The 17,046-nt window shown below is 34.7% G+C and carries 15 protein-coding genes; 3 read left to right on the top strand and 12 right to left on the bottom strand.

Annotated features, from left to right (window positions below; all coding sequences use genetic code 11):
• Window positions 1-37 precede the first annotated feature (37 nt).
• The 3 genes from H033_RS0114735 to H033_RS0114725 all read right to left on the bottom strand — a co-directional run bounded on the left by H033_RS0114735 (window position 38) and on the right by H033_RS0114725 (window position 5,493).
• Entirely contained in the window at window positions 38-1,351 is a 1,314-nt protein-coding gene (locus tag H033_RS0114735; RefSeq protein ID WP_026838994.1) for an amidohydrolase family protein, read from the bottom strand.
• An 11-nt stretch (window positions 1,352-1,362) separates the two neighbouring features.
• Window positions 1,363-4,338 (bottom strand): amidohydrolase family protein, encoded by a 2,976-nt coding sequence (locus H033_RS0114730; RefSeq protein ID WP_026838993.1) that lies wholly within the window; start codon window positions 4,336-4,338, stop codon window positions 1,363-1,365.
• A gap of 81 nt (window positions 4,339-4,419) precedes the next feature.
• On the bottom strand, window positions 4,420-5,493 hold the full coding sequence (locus H033_RS0114725; RefSeq protein WP_026838992.1) for a DUF3810 domain-containing protein: 1,074 nt from the start codon (window positions 5,491-5,493) through the stop codon (window positions 4,420-4,422).
• Window positions 5,494-5,579: 86 nt separating this feature from the next.
• Between H033_RS0114725 and H033_RS0114720 the strand changes: the two genes are divergently transcribed.
• Entirely contained in the window at window positions 5,580-7,040 is a 1,461-nt protein-coding gene (locus H033_RS0114720; RefSeq protein ID WP_026838991.1) for an aminoacyl-histidine dipeptidase, read from the top strand.
• Between the two features lie 1,355 nt (window positions 7,041-8,395).
• On the opposite strand, the gene H033_RS0114715 is transcribed toward H033_RS0114720, so the two are convergent.
• The 4 genes from H033_RS0114715 to H033_RS0114700 form a co-directional block, all read right to left on the bottom strand.
• Window positions 8,396-9,520 carry a peptidylprolyl isomerase gene (locus tag H033_RS0114715; protein WP_026838990.1) on the bottom strand — a complete coding sequence of 375 codons (1,125 nt, stop codon included), beginning with the start codon at window positions 9,518-9,520 and terminating at the stop codon, window positions 8,396-8,398.
• A gap of 5 nt (window positions 9,521-9,525) precedes the next feature.
• The gene (gldI, locus tag H033_RS0114710) at window positions 9,526-10,095 is read right to left on the bottom strand and encodes a gliding motility-associated peptidyl-prolyl isomerase GldI (RefSeq protein WP_026838989.1); all 570 of its coding nucleotides are present in this window, start codon (window positions 10,093-10,095) and stop codon (window positions 9,526-9,528) included.
• Complete coding sequence (locus H033_RS0114705) at window positions 10,092-11,108, bottom strand: DHH family phosphoesterase (protein ID WP_026838988.1); 1,017 nt, start codon at window positions 11,106-11,108, stop codon at window positions 10,092-10,094. Before H033_RS0114705 ends, gldI begins: the two co-directional genes overlap by 4 nt.
• Window positions 11,109-11,317: 209 nt before the next feature.
• Complete coding sequence (locus tag H033_RS0114700; RefSeq protein ID WP_026838987.1) at window positions 11,318-12,577, bottom strand: choice-of-anchor B family protein; 1,260 nt, start codon at window positions 12,575-12,577, stop codon at window positions 11,318-11,320.
• Between the two features lie 256 nt (window positions 12,578-12,833).
• On the opposite strand from H033_RS0114700, the gene H033_RS0114695 reads away from it, so the two are divergent.
• A complete protein-coding gene (locus tag H033_RS0114695; protein WP_026838986.1) occupies window positions 12,834-13,253 on the top strand; it encodes a nucleoside-diphosphate kinase in 420 nt (139 codons plus the stop codon).
• Between the two features lie 350 nt (window positions 13,254-13,603).
• Here the strand turns inward: H033_RS0114695 and H033_RS0114690 are convergent, their stop codons facing one another.
• From H033_RS0114690 to recF, 5 genes are all read right to left on the bottom strand, one after another.
• On the bottom strand, window positions 13,604-13,921 hold the full coding sequence (locus tag H033_RS0114690; RefSeq protein ID WP_026838985.1) for a type II toxin-antitoxin system RelE/ParE family toxin: 318 nt from the start codon (window positions 13,919-13,921) through the stop codon (window positions 13,604-13,606).
• Window positions 13,912-14,154 (bottom strand): hypothetical protein, encoded by a 243-nt coding sequence (locus H033_RS0114685; RefSeq protein WP_026838984.1) that lies wholly within the window; start codon window positions 14,152-14,154, stop codon window positions 13,912-13,914. Before H033_RS0114685 ends, H033_RS0114690 begins: the two co-directional genes overlap by 10 nt.
• 176 nt (window positions 14,155-14,330) lie before the next feature.
• On the bottom strand, window positions 14,331-14,627 hold the full coding sequence (locus H033_RS0114680; RefSeq protein ID WP_026838983.1) for a DUF721 domain-containing protein: 297 nt from the start codon (window positions 14,625-14,627) through the stop codon (window positions 14,331-14,333).
• Window positions 14,608-15,045 carry a hypothetical protein gene (locus H033_RS0114675; protein WP_026838982.1) on the bottom strand — a complete coding sequence of 146 codons (438 nt, stop codon included), beginning with the start codon at window positions 15,043-15,045 and terminating at the stop codon, window positions 14,608-14,610. Before H033_RS0114675 ends, H033_RS0114680 begins: the two co-directional genes overlap by 20 nt.
• Window positions 15,042-16,121, bottom strand: coding sequence for a DNA replication/repair protein RecF (gene recF / locus H033_RS0114670; protein ID WP_026838981.1), 1,080 nt, complete (start codon window positions 16,119-16,121; stop codon window positions 15,042-15,044). Before recF ends, H033_RS0114675 begins: the two co-directional genes overlap by 4 nt.
• Window positions 16,122-16,266: 145 nt before the next feature.
• Between recF and H033_RS0114665 the strand changes: the two genes are divergently transcribed.
• Window positions 16,267-17,037: a tetratricopeptide repeat protein gene (locus tag H033_RS0114665; protein WP_026838980.1), complete on the top strand. Its 771-nt coding sequence runs from the start codon at window positions 16,267-16,269 to the stop codon at window positions 17,035-17,037.
• The last annotated feature ends 9 nt before the right edge of the window (window positions 17,038-17,046 follow it).

The following is a 17,046-nucleotide window of genomic DNA, read 5'->3' as shown; positions in this document are numbered from 1 at the left end:
TTTTTCTAATTTCGAATATTCAGAAACGTTTTCAAAACTATTCTTTTTTCTGATTTTCATATTTTTCAGAATATCGGTGATATAATTCAGTTTGATGACTTTCTAAACTCAATTCTCTTCCCTTTATAAATGCTTTTGTCAACTTATTAGTTCTCATATCCAAGGCATCACCTTCACTAATAAAAAGAGTAGCATCTTTTCCTTTTTCTAAAGTTCCTAATCTATCATCTATTCCTAATATTTTCGCATTGTTTAAGGTGATCAATTTTAAGGCTTCTTCTTTGTCCATTCCACTTGCTGCAACGGTTCCTGCATAAAAAGGCAAGTTTCGGGTACTGGCTCTTTCCATTTGTCCGCTGCTTTCCAATCCTACTAAAATTCCTTTATCACTAAGTAGTTTTGCCAGTTTATAATTATAGTCATAATCCTCATCATCTTGGTTTGGAGTGCTGTGAGGACGTGAAGCTAAAACAGCTATATTTTCAGCTTTTATCTGATCTGCAACTTTTACAGCATCATAACCACCCACAATAACCATATCTTTTAAATTCTGATCTTTTTTAAACTGAATAGCATCTACAATTTCACGTTCTCCATCTACATGAACAAACACCTTTTTTCCATTGGTAAAAACAGTTTCCATAGATTTAAAAGGCAGGTTTTCTTGCTTTTGTTCTCCCGCCATATAAGCTCTGGAATTATTGAAGAATTGTGATAGTTTTAAAACGTCTTCAGCATACTTTTCATTTGGCTTCAAACCTCTTTCTTCACCTAACCACCATTTTCCTCGTTTAAAGCTATTCGGCCAATTAATATGTAATCCATTGTCTTTCTTTATTGCAGCGTCTTCCCAGTTCCAGGCATCAAACTGAACAATAGAAGAAGTCCCAGAAATAGTTCCTCCTCTTGGAACTATTTCTCCAATTAAAACTCCGTTTGGCCTCATACTTTCCACGATCTGACTTTCAGCATTATAGGCCACCAAACTTCTAATATGTGGCAACATCTCACCAATTTCATCTTCATCGTCTGTAGGTCTCAAAGACGCAATTTCTACTAGGCCGAGTGTAGTATTAGGTGCAATAAAGCCAGGATACACATGTTTCCCCTCAGCATTAATAATAGTTCCACGGTATTGCATTTTTGTAGTGGTAGCATCTAAAACCTGAGTTAAGATTCCATTTTCAAAAATTATAAGGCTGTTCTCTATAAGCTCTCCATTCCCAATATGCGCTGTAGCTCCAACTATAGTGATTGCTTCAGATTGTGAATCAGCAGGAGTTTGCTGTGCGTTTATTGAACTAGTAATTATTAAAATTCCCAGTATAAATAATATATTTAATCTTTTCATCTTTTTCAATATTAGTAAGTTTCCAAAGTGTCACAACCCATTTTTTGATCTTCTTTTTTGGTAGCAGCTTGTGTTTTTGCTCCCCCGTTCTTCGCGGATAGCATTTGTCCCGTTAGCATATTTTTTTGCTGAGCAATTTCTTTTCGAAGTTCCTTATCTTTTTCAATATCAAAATAAACCGTTCCTTCAATAAGTGTTTTTTCAGCTTTGCTGTAAATAGAAAGCGGATTTCCAGACCATAGAACTACATCTCCATCTTTGCCAGTTTCAATACTTCCAACGCGATTGTCGATATGCAATAATTTCGCAGGATTAAGAGTCACAAATTTCAAAGCTTCTTCTTCAGAAATCCCTCCATATTTTACACTTTTTGCAGCTTCTTGATTTAATCTTCTGCTCATTTCTCCATCATCACTATTAATAGCAACAGTAAGACCTGCATTATGCATTATTGCTGCGTTATAAGGAATAGCGTCTTTTACTTCGTATTTATAAGCCCACCAATCTGAGAACGTAGATGCTCCCGCACCATGTTCTTTCATTTTATCGGCAACCTTGTATCCTTCAAGAATATGTGTGAATGTGTTTATTCTGAAATCGAAAGCTTCGGCAACCTTCATAAGCATATTGATCTCACTTTGAACATACGAGTGACTACTTACAAAACGTTCGCCATTCAGAATTTCGATCAAGGTTTCCATTTCTATGTCTTTCCTGTAATTTCCGGTTTTCTTAGCTGCTTCATAATCTCTCGCCTGACTAAAATAATCTGTAAACACCTGTTCTACACCCATTCTTGTTTGTGGAAACCTGCTTTTACTATCCCAATTGGATTGTTTTACATTTTCCCCAAGCGCAAATTTTATGAATTTAGGGGAGTCTGGAAAGATCATATCTTTTGCATTTGAGCCCCATTTTAACTTCATGATCGCAGATCGCCCTCCTATAGGATTGGCCGAACCATGCAATAACTGAATTGAAGTAACACCACCGGCAAGATTTCTATAAATATTGATATCTGTAGGGTCTATAACATCTTCCATAGTTACTTCTGCTGAAGAGTTTTGCCCTGCTTCATTAATTGCCGAAGCGCCAATATGGGAATGTTCATCTATAATTCCGGTAGTTAAATGTTTCCCAGAAGCATCTATAACTTTTGCTTTTCCTGCGCTAAGATTTGCTCCGATTTCAGCGATTTTTCCGTCTTTTATTAAAACATCTGTCTTCTCCAAAATCCCTTTTTCGGTATTCGTCCAGACAGTTGCATTTTTAAATAAAATATCTTCTTGTTTTGGTACTTCCTTGAAACCGTATGCCATATTTGGATAGCTTAGGGACACAATTGGAAGAATACTGTCATTTTTATCTTCCTTCTTTTTGTCTTTTTCTTTTGATTTATCTAAAGATTTGGAGGCATTGAACGAAGTTTCTTGACCATTACTTAAAATAGCTCGGCCATTTATTTTATTAGTGTCATCAGTTACTTTTGCAACCAATCTTGTATATTCAGTTTTGGTTGAATCTGGCGACGACAATAATAATTGCATCCAGGTATCTGTATAAGATAACTTAGATTTGATCTTTGCATCTCCCAATTTCACTTCGGCTTTAGGAGAATTTGGTTTTCCTGTAATTTCCAGATCATACTTCTTTCCGTCTACTGCCAAAGAATATTTACCTTCAAGATTTACGGTATTCATGTTTTCTAAAACCACTTTTTGACCTTGTATCCAGTTCTCAAATAGTACCGTTTCTTTGTCAAAAACATCTCCTGAAGTAATTAAAAAATTCGCCCAGGCGCCTTGTTTTATTACCCCAAGTTTATTTTCTTCTCCTAGAAATTTTGCTGGAGTTGTAGTTAAAGCGGCAAGTGCTTTCTTTTTATCTAAGCCATAAGAAATAGCTTTTAAAAGGTTCTCCCTAAATTTCTTTTCATCTTTTAAATTTTGTGTTGTTAAGATAAAAGGGATATTGTTTTTGGCAAGCTGCATCAGGTTAGTTGGAGCCTGATTCCATCGCTTCATATCTTGCAAGCTCACGTTGCTTGCCATAAATGGATTTTCAAGATCATAAGCCTCGGGGAAATCCAAAGGAATAATAAATGTGGCGTTGGTATTCTTTACTTCAGCAATTCTTTCAAATTCATTTCCACTTCCAAAAATGAGATATTGGATCCCATATTCATCTCCAACTTTATCGGCTCTTAATTCATCTAATAAATTATCGGTCTTAAAAATCTGGGGTAAGGTTTTGTTTCTATTTAATGCTTCTAATGCCAGATCTTTGTTTGAAATATTCCCCTTTTCATACCATGCTGCATCTATATAGGTTTGTCTTAACAATGCCATAGCACCCATTATAGAAGTAGGATAGGATTGTATAGATTGTACACTTTTATCGAAGGAAAGAAAATTAGCCGATTTGTCTTTTAAAATACGATCTCCTTCAGAGCCTTCAGCATTTAAGCTTACCAACATTCCGGTTCCACGCATAATTCCATCAGCAAGATGAGTATTCACCGCTCCAAATCCGTTTTTCTGAAATTTTTCTGCTTCGGTCTTATCAAAGGTGAAAGACTCCAATGCATTTGTTTCGGGACGAATATGATCGTTCCAATAATAACCTTCACGGCTGGCATTATACTGTGGCTGTCCGTTCGCGCTTTCAGCTTTTGTTGGTTTTTTCATCCCAAAATCACTGTAGATCTCAATGAAAGATGGATAAACCTCTTTGCCTTTTAGGTCTATAACAATACTGTTTTTAGGGATTTCTATGCTTTTGCCAACAGCAGTTAATTTACCTTCTCTAACAGCGATCATCCCATTTTCGATAATTGTGTTAGGATCTACATGGATTTTCGCGTTTTTGAAAACGGTGTAATTTGTGTTTTTGGTATTTACACCATCGTTATTTGGAAAGTAATCTTGAGCATACAAGTTTAACCCAGAAAAAAAGACTAGGCATAAGAGTAGAAATTTAAATCTCATAAAATTAGTTGTTTAAAAGTAGTTTGCTTTTTAAAATTAGAAAGTGGAATTTAAGGATTATTTGTGGAATGATAAATTTGCTTAGAAAGCATTCTCCACATCGTCAAAATAGTTAACGAGTAATGCCACTACATAACTATAGCTTTTCATTCCTTCAGCTTGATTATTGGCTTTAAGAAAACCATTATAAGTAACTTGAAAAATAGGCTCAAAAGGATTTTTATGTGTTTCCCAGAAATCCCTGACTTCTTTATAATTAGCTAAAATACCGGGATGTATTGTTTTTAAAAGTTCATCTGCTTTTACCTGATCTCGAACATAAAGCTCGTTTAAGCAATAGCGCAGTGCAAAAGTAAAACCTGAATATTGAAAGTAAGGATCCGGATGATTCATTGTGGCCAAACAGGCAATAAAATTCGCTTCGTTTTCTTTAGCAAATCCTAGTTGATGACCTATTTCATGACTAGCAGTTGTGGGAATCTTATATTTTAAAATCTGAGTATTAACTTGCGCTTCGTTTGTAAGCGGATTCAAATATCCATTAAAACCCATATATGTTAACGGAATGCTATATAAGGAACGCTTCAAACTTTTTCCTTGGTAGGTTAATTTTGGAAAATCTTTTCCTAAACTTTCATAGCCTTCAATTGTTTTTCTGAAGAGTGCCGTCTTTTTAAATTTATAATCAACTTTAAGAGAATCATTATCAACTAAACCAGTATGTACCTGATTCGATTTTTTAATTAAGGTTTCTGTTAAAAGAACCAACTCTTCTGTAGTATAAGTGTTCTTGATCTTTAAGGTTCGGTGGAGTGGAAGTCTATAGTAATTGAAACCCCAAAAAAGATGAAAACAGGCATAGATAATAGAAAAAGTAGCAAGTAGGTCTAAAGACCATTTTCTATAACCTTTGAACTTAGTTTTAAATCGGATATATATCCATCGGAATATGGAGATAATGAAAAAAGTATATAAAAGATCTCCTAAAGAAAAAGGGAATATGCCAAGAGAGAATCGCATTATTTTAGCGATATAAGGATAGAGTCCTGTGCTGTACCAAGTTTCTATGAAATCTGGATACGCCGAAATTATTTTAATAGCAATAATTTGTATTGGCAATAAAATGGCTAAAATGAGGCTTGTTCTGTTTTTCACTTCCTAAATAAATTCTAATATGCTGCTAAAAATTTCGTGGTTTGTGAATTACCAATATCTTTGTGAATATACCAAATATTAATACTATGAATGAAGAAATAAGAGCACAAGAACCTAAAGTTTTGTGGAATAAATTCGCCGATCTTAATGAGGTTCCTAGACCGTCTAAAAAAGAGGAAAGGGTAATAGAGTTTATAAAAAGCTTTGGAAATAAACTCAAATTAGAAACGCTTGTAGATAAAGTTGGGAATGTGATAATTAAAAAACCGGCAACCGCAGGAATGGAGGATAGAAAAGCGGTGGTATTGCAGTCTCATTTAGATATGGTGCATCAGAAAAATAATGATACCAAATTCGATTTTGATACTCAGGGAATCGAAATGTATTTAGATGGCGATTGGGTAAGAGCAAGAGGAACTACATTAGGTGCAGATAACGGGTTAGGGGTTGCTACTATTATGGCGATACTAGAAAGTGATACAATAGAACATCCTGCTATCGAGGCTTTATTTACTATAGATGAAGAAACTGGAATGACGGGTGCTAAAGGTTTAGAACCAGGAATGTTGAAAGGAGATATCCTTTTAAATCTGGATACTGAAGAGGATGATGAAATAGGAATAGGTTGTGCAGGTGGAGTAGATGTAACTGCAACTAGGAAGTATACCCAAGAAGATGCTCCAGAAGATATGAGTGCCTTTAAGATCACGTTGAATGGTTTGCAGGGTGGACATTCTGGAATGGACATAATCAAAGGATTGGGAAATGCCAATAAATTGATGAATCGCTTGTTGTACAATGCTTCTGAAAATTTCGGAATTCGTATTGCTGAAATAAAAGGTGGGGGACTTAGAAATGCAATTCCCAGAGAAAGTGAAGCTGTAGTGTTAATAGATGATTTCCAGATCAAAGCTTTCGAGTCTGAATTAATGGAGGATTTTGAAGCTATTAAAACTGAATTCGCAAAGCTGGAACCAAATATGAAGTTAGACCTTGTTAAGGTAGAGACTTCAATGAAGGTTATGGATTCAGATACTCAGGAAACCATTTTAAACGCCATCTATGCCTTGCATAACGGAGTCTTTAGAATGAGCCCGGAGATTGAAGGTTTAGTAGAAACCTCCAATAATTTAGCAAAAGTTGAAATTAAAGAAGGAAATATCAACTTAAAATGTCTTACAAGATCTTCTGTAGAATCTTCTAAAGACGATCTTACAAATTCTTTAAGGGCTACTTTAGAGCTTGCAGGCTGTGAAGTTAATTTCTCTGGAGATTATCCAGGCTGGGCACCAAACAGAGATTCTGATATTTTAAAAGTATTAGATAATTTGTATACTAAATTATTCAATGAAAAAGCAGATGTGGCTGCATGTCATGCAGGATTAGAATGTGGAATAATTGGGAGTCATTATCCAGAAATGGATATGATCTCTTTTGGACCAACCATTAGAGGAGCGCATTCTCCAGATGAACGTGCTAGTATTACTTCTTCACAGAAATATTGGAAATTCGTTTTAGAGATCCTTAAAAATATTCCGAAGAAATAATTAGTAAGTACAGATGTCAGGTTGAGCCTGTCGAATCCTTTTTAAGCAAAGGGTTTGATTTCATATTTCGAAAAGCTCAATATGACAATTGTTTTTACCTGTCATTCTGAAAGTAGCGTAGCGAATTGAAGAATCTCAATGAAGTTCATAGTTTTGAATGAGATTCCTCCTTCGTCGGAATGACAAAAAATGTCATTCTGAAAGTAGCGTAGCGAATTGAAGAATCTCAATGAAGTTCATAGTTTTGAATGAGATTCCTCCTTCGTCGGAATGACAAAAAATGTCATTCTGAAAGTAGCGTAGCGAATTGAAGAACCTCAATGAAGTTCAAAGTTTTAAATGAGAATTCTCCTTTGTGGGAATGACAAAAAATGTCATTCTGAAAGTGGCGTAGAGAATTGAAGAACCTCAATAAAGTTCATAGCTTTAAATGAGATTCCTCCTTTGTGGGAATGACAAAAAATGTCATTCTGAAAGTAGCGTAGCGAATTGAAGAATCTCAGAGAAGTTTATAGTTTGCATTCAGATTCCTCCTTCGTCGGAATGACAAAAAATGTCATTCTGAAAGTAGCGTAGCGAATTGAAGAATCTCAGAGAAGTTTATAGTTGCATTCAGATTCCTCCTTCGTCGGAATGACAAAAAATGTCATTCCGAAAGTAGCATAGCGAATTGAAGAACCTCAATGAAGTTCATAGTTTTGAATGAGATTTCTCCTTCGTTGGAATGACAAAAAAATGTCATTCTGAAAGTAGCGTAGCGAATTGAAGAACCTCAATGAAGTTCATAGTTTTGAATGAGATTCCTCCTTCGTGGGAATGACAAAAAATGTCATTCTGAAAGTAGCGTAGCGAATTGAAGAATCTTAACGAAGTTCATAGCTTTAAATGAAATACCTCCTTTGTGGGAATGACAAAAAATGTCATTCTGAAAGTAGCGTAGCGAATTGAAGAACCTCAATGAAGTTCATAGTTTTGAATGAGATTCCTCCTTTGTGGGAATGACAAAAAATGTCATTCTGAAAGTAGCCTAGCGAATTGAAGAATCTCAACGAAGTTTATAGTTGCATTCAGATTCCTCCTTCGTCGGAATGACAAAAAATGTCATTCTGAAAGTAGCGTAGCGAATTGAAGAATCTCAGAGAAGTTTATAGTTTGCATTCAGATTCCTCCTTCGTCGGAATGACAAAAAATGTCATTCTGAAAGTAGCGTAGCGAATTGAAGAACCTCAATGAAGTTCAAAGTTTTAAATGAGAATTCTCCTTTGTGGGAATGACAACCTCAATTTGAGAATTGAACTAAAAAAAATCCCGCTCCATATTGGAAGCGGGATTTTTAATATTATGAAAATCAGAGTTTATTTCTGAATTTCTACTATTTCTATTTCAAAAATTAGATCAGTATTTGGAGGAATTACTCCGCCAGCTCCTCTTTCTCCATATCCTAAATGGGAGGGAATAAAAACCAATGCACGGTCTCCAACATTCATCGCAGTTATACCATCTCTAAATCCCGGTATCATAGGCGCATCTGGGCCATATTTTGTAGGCATTGGTTGGTATCCGCCTTGATCTCTTTTAGCAATATTGAGTGCTCCATTTTGTTCAGCAACTTCTTGCCAGCTGGTGTCAAATAAAGTACCATCCTCAAAATATCCAGCATAATTTACCATTACCATAGATCCTTCTGGAATTTTCACATCTTCTCCTTTTTCTAGATAATGAATTTTAATGCCACTTTCCAATTCTTTAGCTTCTTCTTTTAGAGCCATAAATTTTGAAGTGTTCTCTTTTTTCATTTCAGATCTAGCAGCTTCCACTTCTTCTTCTTTAACTTTAGCGTCTGCCAAATTAGATTCGAATGTTTTCGCAGCTTTAAAATCTTTAGCATCTTTTCCTTTTCGGATAATCTTTACGCTTTCTAAAACTACATCTTGTTCTGGCTTGTCACTGGCAACAGTCTTAACCATTCCGATACTGTCCACAACCGCTTGTCCTTCCATAACTTCACCAAAAATAGTATGTTTTCCGTCTAACCAAGGAGTGGGAGCCAAGGTGATAAAAAACTGACTTCCATTAGTGCCAGGTCCTGCATTGGCCATAGATAATGTTCCTTTTGAAGTATGACTTAAAGTATCTACTATTTCATCTGGGAATCTATAACCAGGATCTCCACTTCCTGTTCCGGTTGGATCTCCACCTTGGATCATAAAGTCTTTTATAACGCGGTGAAAAATTAGACCGTCGTAATATTTTTTACCTTTAGCTGTACTGTCTACCATTTTATGACTATCGCCTTCGGCTAAAGAAACAAAGTTGGCAACTGTTGTAGGTGTTGCTTTGAAATAAAGTTCGGCTATAAAAGAACCCTTATTAGTGTTGAATTCGGCATAAAGACCGTCTTTAAGGTCTGGATAATCCTCTTTACAACTTACTAGGCCAAGTAGAATGGCACAAACCAAAAGCATGCTTAATCTTTTCATATTAATTAATTATCAGATTTATTAGTATTTATTTCTTGGGTAATCGAATGTAATGTTACTTCTGTAATTATAGGGATATTGGTACCAATTCTATCTTTATCACCATAATAACCAAATGCTTTGTGAGAAGGGAAGATAAAAGTGACGGTTTCGCCTTCCTTCATAAGTTTTAAACCTTCTCTTAAACCTCCGAAAAGATTTTCCCTATCCATAGCATATCTTTTTGTGGGCATTTCCCCAACATCATAGATATAATTTCCATCCAAGGCTTTTATACTATAATCGAATCTAACAACATCACCATATTCCGGCATTTTAACAGTTAAAGAATCTGTAGATCTTTTGTTGTAGTAATACCAGAAACCATTACTGGAAGCTATATAATCTTGAGTAGAATCCTGTTGGATCATTTTGAGAATAATAGCTTCTTCTTTTGCAACCAGTTTTTTATTTCTTTGAATAGATTCATTGATAAATGAACCCGAATTTTGGGTGACAGGCCTTCTGGCTTCCGGGGATTTGCATCCAGTTACACCTAGTATTAATGCAGTTATATATAAAAGTTTTAGCTTCATAAACCTAAGTCTTCTTTATATTCTGGAAGCACGCTATTAAATTTAACAATGGTGTCTTCTAGAGAAATATCACTTTTTCCACCTGCAGCATTTATGTGACCTCCTCCTTGGAAATGAGCTCTGGCAAATTGATTTACATTGAAACTCCCTTTAGAACGGAAACTTATTTTAATGATACCATCTACTTTATGTTCTATAAATATGGCAGCAAAAATAATTCCTTCTAATGATAATCCATAATTCACAAAACCTTCAGTATCTCCTTTTCTGAAGTTGTTTTGATCTAATTCTTCCTGTGAAAGAGTGATGTAAGCAGTTCTTAATTCTTTATTTACTCTTAGGTTTTGAAGTGCTACACCCAATAACTTCAATCTGCTTTCAGAAGAAGTATCATAGATTTGCTGATGAATTTTGGCATTATCGGCTCCTCTTTTGATAAGATCTGCAATTACCTTGTGGGTTTCACTAGAAGTAGATCTAAATCTAAAAGACCCTGTATCTGTCATTATTCCAGTATACAAACAAGTAGCAATTTCTGGGGTGATACTTTTTACGGCTCTTAATTTGTCTATAAATTGATACACCATTTGGCAAGTAGAACTCATAGTAGCATCACTATAAGTGTGATGTGCGTATGTAGAAGGTTCTGGGTGGTGATCTATCATTATAAAGGTGGCTTCAGCTTCTATTAATGAATTCTGCATATCGCCAGTTCTTGAAAGATCGTTAAAATCTAAAGTGAAGATAATATCTGCATTAGAGATCAATGGTTTACAAAGCATATAATCCTTTTCAAAGATCATGATGTCTTCCTGTCCCGGCAGCCATTTTAGGAAATCTGGATAATCATTAGGAGCAATCACTGTAACATCGTGTCCTTTTCCTTTTAGGAAATGGTACATTGCTAGTGAAGATCCGATAGCATCTCCATCTGGTCCTTTATGCGGTACTATTACTATGTTGTTGGCCGTTGATAGGTCCGAGGTGATCTCTAAAATGCTTTGTTCAATCATATTTTAATTCCAATTAAAGCGCAATTACAGCAAAGGTGAAATATTCTATTCCAATTTCAAAAAAAAATCAAACTCGTTGAGAAATTTTCTGTTATAAAAACTGCTGATGCAAACTTTAAATTTGAGGGTGAAATTACAAAATATATATTTTATAAATTGATGATAATAGTGCTATTTAAAATTGTGATACAATAAAGAGATTAGTACATCTATTCCTTTTTCTTCACAATAAAAAGACCATTATCTATATCACTTAGTACGATGTTTCCACTTTCAAAAAAAGGATACACATTCCATGCTCCGTTGAAATCATTAGAATTAGTTAATGGGTAACTGTCAAAGAATCCTACTTGGCTTATGTTTTTGTTGTCAATATCTGAAATATCTAATACTCGCATTCCTCCGGTATAATTGGCCTGATAGAATAAATTGTCTTTCACATATCCATTATGATCTATAATGGGTAAGGAACCCGTGTAATTTGTATGTGATTTTGGGTTGTCTAAATCTGTGAAATCTAAAATAATTGTCTTGGTATTATTTCCAAATTTTAACTCATCTAACTCGTCTCCCACTAAAAAGAATTTCTGATCCTCTGTTAACCATCCTTGGTGTGTATATCCCACATTTTCATAAGTAATTGTAGAAATATTTTTAGGGTTGGATTTATCGGTAATATCTACGATAGCCACTTCATTTTCATTGCTTCCAATATAGATTTCCTTACCAATATAATCTGTATCGGGTCCATTATAAGTAACAACTTGTGCATCATGACTATATCCATCTAAGGCATAACCTCCCGCGAAGGTTGGATTTAATGGATTTTGAATATTAATAATATGTGGGCCACCAGCAAAAGTATCAGAGCCTACAACATAAGCGAAGCCAGAAGATTCGTTGATCACGATATTATGTGCATGATTAAATTCATTATAAGTAGCATCTGCTTGAAACGTAGCAGGGGCCTTAGCAACATTTCTTAGTCTAGTTAGGTCAAAGATCTGCAATCCGTGACCTTCAGACTCACTTACAACAAAGGCATGATTTTGATATACCTTGATGTCCCGATGCAAAGCGGGAGGTGTTTGAGAAACTAATTTCCCTAGATAAATGGGTTTTGTAGGATTGGATATATCTATAAATGCAGTACCATTTCCAAGCCCCATTAAAACATATTCTTTCCCTGTGCTAGGATCTGTCCATCCCCAGGAATCGTTTCCAGAGGTGGCATTAAATTCAGAAAGACTCATCCGTGCCATTAGATCATAATCCTTGCATGGATAGATTCCAGCCATTCCATTTTCACATGAGGCAGTTGGAATTAAAGGAGGCTCTATGATTTCTTCAGTTTCTTCTGATGGGATTGAGGAATCATCATTAGAGCATGAAAACAATAAAAAGCTGAGAAAGAAAATTAAAGTGTACTTTGTTAGGGAGACCTGATTTATTGGGGTTTTAATATTCATTTATTAAGGGTTTTTTAAAATTGTAAAAGTAAGTCTTCTTAAATATTAATGATAAAGGCATTAAGAGATTCCGCAAACCTAAGGTTTATAGATACATCAATAATAGTACCTTATCGAAGAAAACTATTAATACTGCACATATATTAAACACCATGGTTATGGAGAGATAAAAATCTATAATAATCATAAAAGAAAAAGATAATCTTGCATAAAGTGTTCAAATGCGTACTTTTGCAAAAATTTTAAAAACCATAACATGGCTAAGAATAGAACTTTTACAATGCTTAAACCCGATGCAGTTGAAAACGGAAACATCGGTGCGATCCTTGAACTTATTAATACTTCAGGATTTAGAATTGTTGCAATGAAATTAACTCAGATGTCTCGTAAAGATGCTGAAACTTTTTATGCTGTTCATAACGAACGTCCATTTTTTGGGGAATTAGTAGAATACATGACAAGAGGGCCTATTGTTGCTGCTGTATTGGAAAAAGATAATGCTGTAGAAGATTTTAGAACTTTAATTGGAGCTACAAATCCAGCTGAAGCTGCAGAAGGAACTATCCGTAAGAAATATGCTGCTTCTATTGGAGAAAATGCAGTTCATGGAAGTGATAGCGATGAGAATGCTTCTATAGAAGCTGGTTTTCACTTTTCTGGAAGAGAATTATTCTAGAACTTTTTAGATAGAATTTAAAAAGCCATTTCATTTCTGAAATGGCTTTTTTTGTTTCTATTGTCTAAATTATTCGGAAACTAGTTTTAACGAGTTAATTTTGTTGGATTCGTAATACTGAACTTCTTTCAGTATCTTCTTAACTTAACGATGAGACCTTTGAACTAGTTATCAATAAGCGAATTACGTTGGTTTGCCTTCGAACTCAACCATGCTGGTTATCGTACTTGACGCGGGGTAATGACATGGACTTGTCGACTTAGTCGTTTTATTACTTGGTCTCTAAAAAATCACCTTTTACTCGATTGTCTATTATTTTTATTTGCGATAACCGATGTTTGCAACTGGCTTTATTCTATCCTTTTAATTTTGGTTGGATTTTGTCGAGTATCAAAAACGTCGTTAACCTCAATTTTACTCTCAAGTTTATTTATCCAATAAATTATTTTATAGCTTTTGTAAATTAAATATCTAAATTGTTGTTCCCTGTTTTTGAGTAATTCCTCAATTTGCCCAATTTCAGGTTGTTTTTCGAGCTGTAGTGCTTCGTTATAGATTCCGTCCGTAAGTTTCTTGGCAACATTATAGCTTACTTTTTTTTGGTAGTGCTCAAAAATTTTTTCAAGTTCTCGTTCAGAAAACTCAGTCCAATAAACCTCTAACGCCATTTTTCCATTTTGGCTTTTAAATCACTTGCTTTGATTAATCTCCCATTTTTGGAATCCTCCATTGATTCATCAATTCGTTCGTTAAACTCTTCAATAGTCATAGGTTGAGAACCCTTTTCATCAGAACTTTTGTTTTCTTTTCGTAAAACTTTTTCAAGGCGATTTATAACGTCTTCACTTTGAATTTTTAAAAATTCTTGTATAAATTCGATTTTTCTGGCTTCAATATCCATTTTTACGATTTTTATCAAATATACGAATTAAAGTTCAGAGGAGATCCCTCCTCAGGTCGGTATAGCAAGGATGTAATGGATTTATGGGCTCAAAGTGGAGATGGGAAATATGTCTTCAAATATTTTTAAAGTATCCAATAACGGTAGTTATTTGAATAGGTTGACCTACTTCAAACTTATCTAAGCACCAGCTTGGTGATCAATTCTTTTTTAAGAGCTTCATTCAAGTTCTTAATGATCTTCTCTTTTCCGTAACTCAACTCTTCCCGCAATACAGAAGAACTAAGCTGAATAAATAACGTGCTGCCCTCTAGCTTTATGGCCGTGGTATACTTTACAATTGCAGGTCCCATTTGGTCATTCCAAACATCTTTTACGTTTACTTTATCTAATCCTTTCTGAAGCTTATTTGAAGAGACAAAACTTTCTAATGCCTCACTCAACTTCATATTCTCATTCATTCTCTTTTTCATCCAGATCTAATTTTAAAGGTTTATACCTTTTGTAATGGTATATAAATCCTCGCTCATTTTTTAAACTAAGTTCGTCTTCTTTGGAAGCTACAATAATTTCTTTCCAATTATTAAAAGGGGTAGAATAATATAGTGCCACTTTTTCATCTACAATTTTCACTTTTATGTCTTCCGGATCTCCGGCCGGGATATAAGTACCATCAAATTGTGGTTTCACTTTTATTCTGAATCCTACGCTATCAACGATTTCTATATAATCCACTATTTCATTGATCTTAAAATCCCGAACTGAATCCTTTGTGAATTCAACTTTTTCGATTCCCCAATACCCATTAATATGTTCTAAATGATCTTCAGGTTTATTATTGCAACTGCTCAAAATGATCATTAGAATTAATACCATACAAATTCTCATCATAGTTTGAATATTTTAAAGGTTTGGTTACTTTCTATCATCACTTTTTCGGTTCTGTCTGTATGCGTATCGCTAATAAAGATTTGTCCCAGTTCATCCTTAGCAACTAGAGTTATAATATGAGCAACGCGTTGTTCATCTAACTTATCGAAAATATCATCTAATAATAGTATCGGGTTTACCTTACTCACTTTTTTAATAAAGTCGAATTGCGCCAACTTTAATGCAATAAGAAAGGATTTTTGTTGGCCCTGAGAACCAAATTTTTTAATAGGGTGCCCATCTATCTCAAAACTAAGATCATCTTTATGCAAACCTACACTGGTGTATTGAAGGAGCATGTCTTTTTGAAGATTATCTTCCAACAAAGCTGAAATAGATCTTTCAAATAATTGGCTCTTATATTCCAGGCTTACTTCCTCCTGATTGTTAGCAATTTCTGAATAGCGCTTATTGAAGATCGGGATAAATTCATTTAAAAATGCCTTTCGCTTTTCAAAAATGATATTTCCAAACTCTGTAAGTTGCGCATTATAAATCTCCAAGGTGTCCCTATCGAATTTCGCATTTGCAGCAAAATATTTTAAGAGTGCATTTCTCTGGGCGAGCACTTTTCCATAGGAGATCAATGAATTTAAATAAAGCTGATCGCTTTGGGAGATCACACCATCCATAAATTTTCTTCGGGTATCGCTGCCTTCAATAATAAGGTCGCGATCGCCAGGTGAGATCATTACGGCAGGAATAAAACCTATATGTTCACTAAATTTCTCGTATGGTTTATTATTTCTTTTGATCACCTTTTTTTGCCCACGCTTTGCGCTTACCAAAATATGTTCCTCTCGATCATTTTTTTCTAAGGAGCCTTCAATAACAAAGAAGTCGGCGTCGTGGTTGATGTTTTGACTGGTAATTGGGTTGAAATAACTCTTCCCAAAAGATAGATGATAGATACTATCCAAAATATTGGTTTTTCCAACGCCATTTCTACCTACAAAACAATTTATTTTGCAGTCGAAATCAAAACTGGAGGAATCTAAATTTTTATAATTGACTAGGGAAAGCGTTTTTAGATACATAAAATGCTGGTATTCAGCTTAATAATTATTAATTATATTTTTATAAAGGTAATAGAAACACACAGAAAGTATTAAAAAATAAGAAATAATTTCTCTTTCAAATAAGAATAAAAATTTTATTTTTGTGACTCATTAAACCAATTTTATGGCTACATACAAGAAAAAAAGTTCTAACCCGTCTACTAAGGAAGAAAGAAAGAATCAAGTAGAGGAGGAATCTACAACCGCAGAAGTTTTCAACACCTTAGATGAAGGTGCTGGTAGAACAGAAGAGTGGGTTGCAAAAAATCAAAAATGGATCTATATTATTGTAGGATTGGCAGCTGTTGTTGCTTTAGGATATTTAGGATGGCAACGTTTTATTCAAGAGCCTAAAGAATTAGAAGCTTCTAATGAAATGTTTCAAGCTCAACAATATTTTGACACTGCTTTAGCTGGAACAGGCGCAGAGAGTGATTCTTTATATACTATGGCATTAAATGGTGGTGAAGGAAAATATGGTTTCCTTGATATCATAGATAACTACGGAAGCACAAATGCAGGAAATCTTGCACATTACTATGCTGGGTTTGCATATTTGAACACCAATAAGTATCAGGAAGCTATAGATCATTTAGAAGATTTTGATGGTGACGATGAGATCTTATCTGCTTTAGCAGTTGGTGGTATGGGAGATGCATTTCTTCAATTAGAACAGCCTGAAGAAGCTTTAAATTATTACGAGAAGGCTGCAACAATGCGTTCTAACGAATTTACTACGCCTAGATTTTTACTAAAAGCTGCTACCACTGCTATCCAGTTGGGTAAAGGTGAAAAAGCTGCTGAATATTTAAATAGAATTAAAGACGAATTTGCAACCACTCCAGAAGCAAATCAAGTAGCTATCTATTTAGGTAAGGCGGAAGCAATGAACTAAATATTTTCT

Source organism: Gillisia sp. JM1 (genome assembly GCF_000424645.1).
In the GTDB taxonomy this organism is placed as follows: Bacteria; Bacteroidota; Bacteroidia; order Flavobacteriales; family Flavobacteriaceae; genus Gillisia.
This window is presented reverse-complemented; position numbering and strand designations above follow the sequence as displayed.

What these genes read in the sequence shown, in the direction of transcription:
- H033_RS0114735 (WP_026838994.1), bottom strand. Translation starts at nt 1,351, where the DNA reads ATGAAAAGATTAAATATATTATTTATACTGGGAATTTTAATAATTACT.
- H033_RS0114730 (WP_026838993.1), bottom strand. Translation starts at nt 4,338, where the DNA reads ATGAGATTTAAATTTCTACTCTTATGCCTAGTCTTTTTTTCTGGGTTA.
- H033_RS0114720 (WP_026838991.1), top strand. Translation starts at nt 5,580, where the DNA reads ATGAATGAAGAAATAAGAGCACAAGAACCTAAAGTTTTGTGGAATAAA.
- H033_RS0114715 (WP_026838990.1), bottom strand. Translation starts at nt 9,520, where the DNA reads ATGAAAAGATTAAGCATGCTTTTGGTTTGTGCCATTCTACTTGGCCTA.
- gldI (WP_026838989.1), bottom strand. Translation starts at nt 10,095, where the DNA reads ATGAAGCTAAAACTTTTATATATAACTGCATTAATACTAGGTGTAACT.
- H033_RS0114705 (WP_026838988.1), bottom strand. Translation starts at nt 11,108, where the DNA reads ATGATTGAACAAAGCATTTTAGAGATCACCTCGGACCTATCAACGGCC.
- H033_RS0114700 (WP_026838987.1), bottom strand. Translation starts at nt 12,577, where the DNA reads ATGAATATTAAAACCCCAATAAATCAGGTCTCCCTAACAAAGTACACT.
- H033_RS0114695 (WP_026838986.1), top strand. Translation starts at nt 12,834, where the DNA reads ATGGCTAAGAATAGAACTTTTACAATGCTTAAACCCGATGCAGTTGAA.
- H033_RS0114690 (WP_026838985.1), bottom strand. Translation starts at nt 13,921, where the DNA reads ATGGCGTTAGAGGTTTATTGGACTGAGTTTTCTGAACGAGAACTTGAA.
- H033_RS0114685 (WP_026838984.1), bottom strand. Translation starts at nt 14,154, where the DNA reads ATGGATATTGAAGCCAGAAAAATCGAATTTATACAAGAATTTTTAAAA.
- H033_RS0114680 (WP_026838983.1), bottom strand. Translation starts at nt 14,627, where the DNA reads ATGAAAAAGAGAATGAATGAGAATATGAAGTTGAGTGAGGCATTAGAA.
- H033_RS0114675 (WP_026838982.1), bottom strand. Translation starts at nt 15,045, where the DNA reads ATGATGAGAATTTGTATGGTATTAATTCTAATGATCATTTTGAGCAGT.
- recF (WP_026838981.1), bottom strand. Translation starts at nt 16,121, where the DNA reads ATGTATCTAAAAACGCTTTCCCTAGTCAATTATAAAAATTTAGATTCC.
- H033_RS0114665 (WP_026838980.1), top strand. Translation starts at nt 16,267, where the DNA reads ATGGCTACATACAAGAAAAAAAGTTCTAACCCGTCTACTAAGGAAGAA.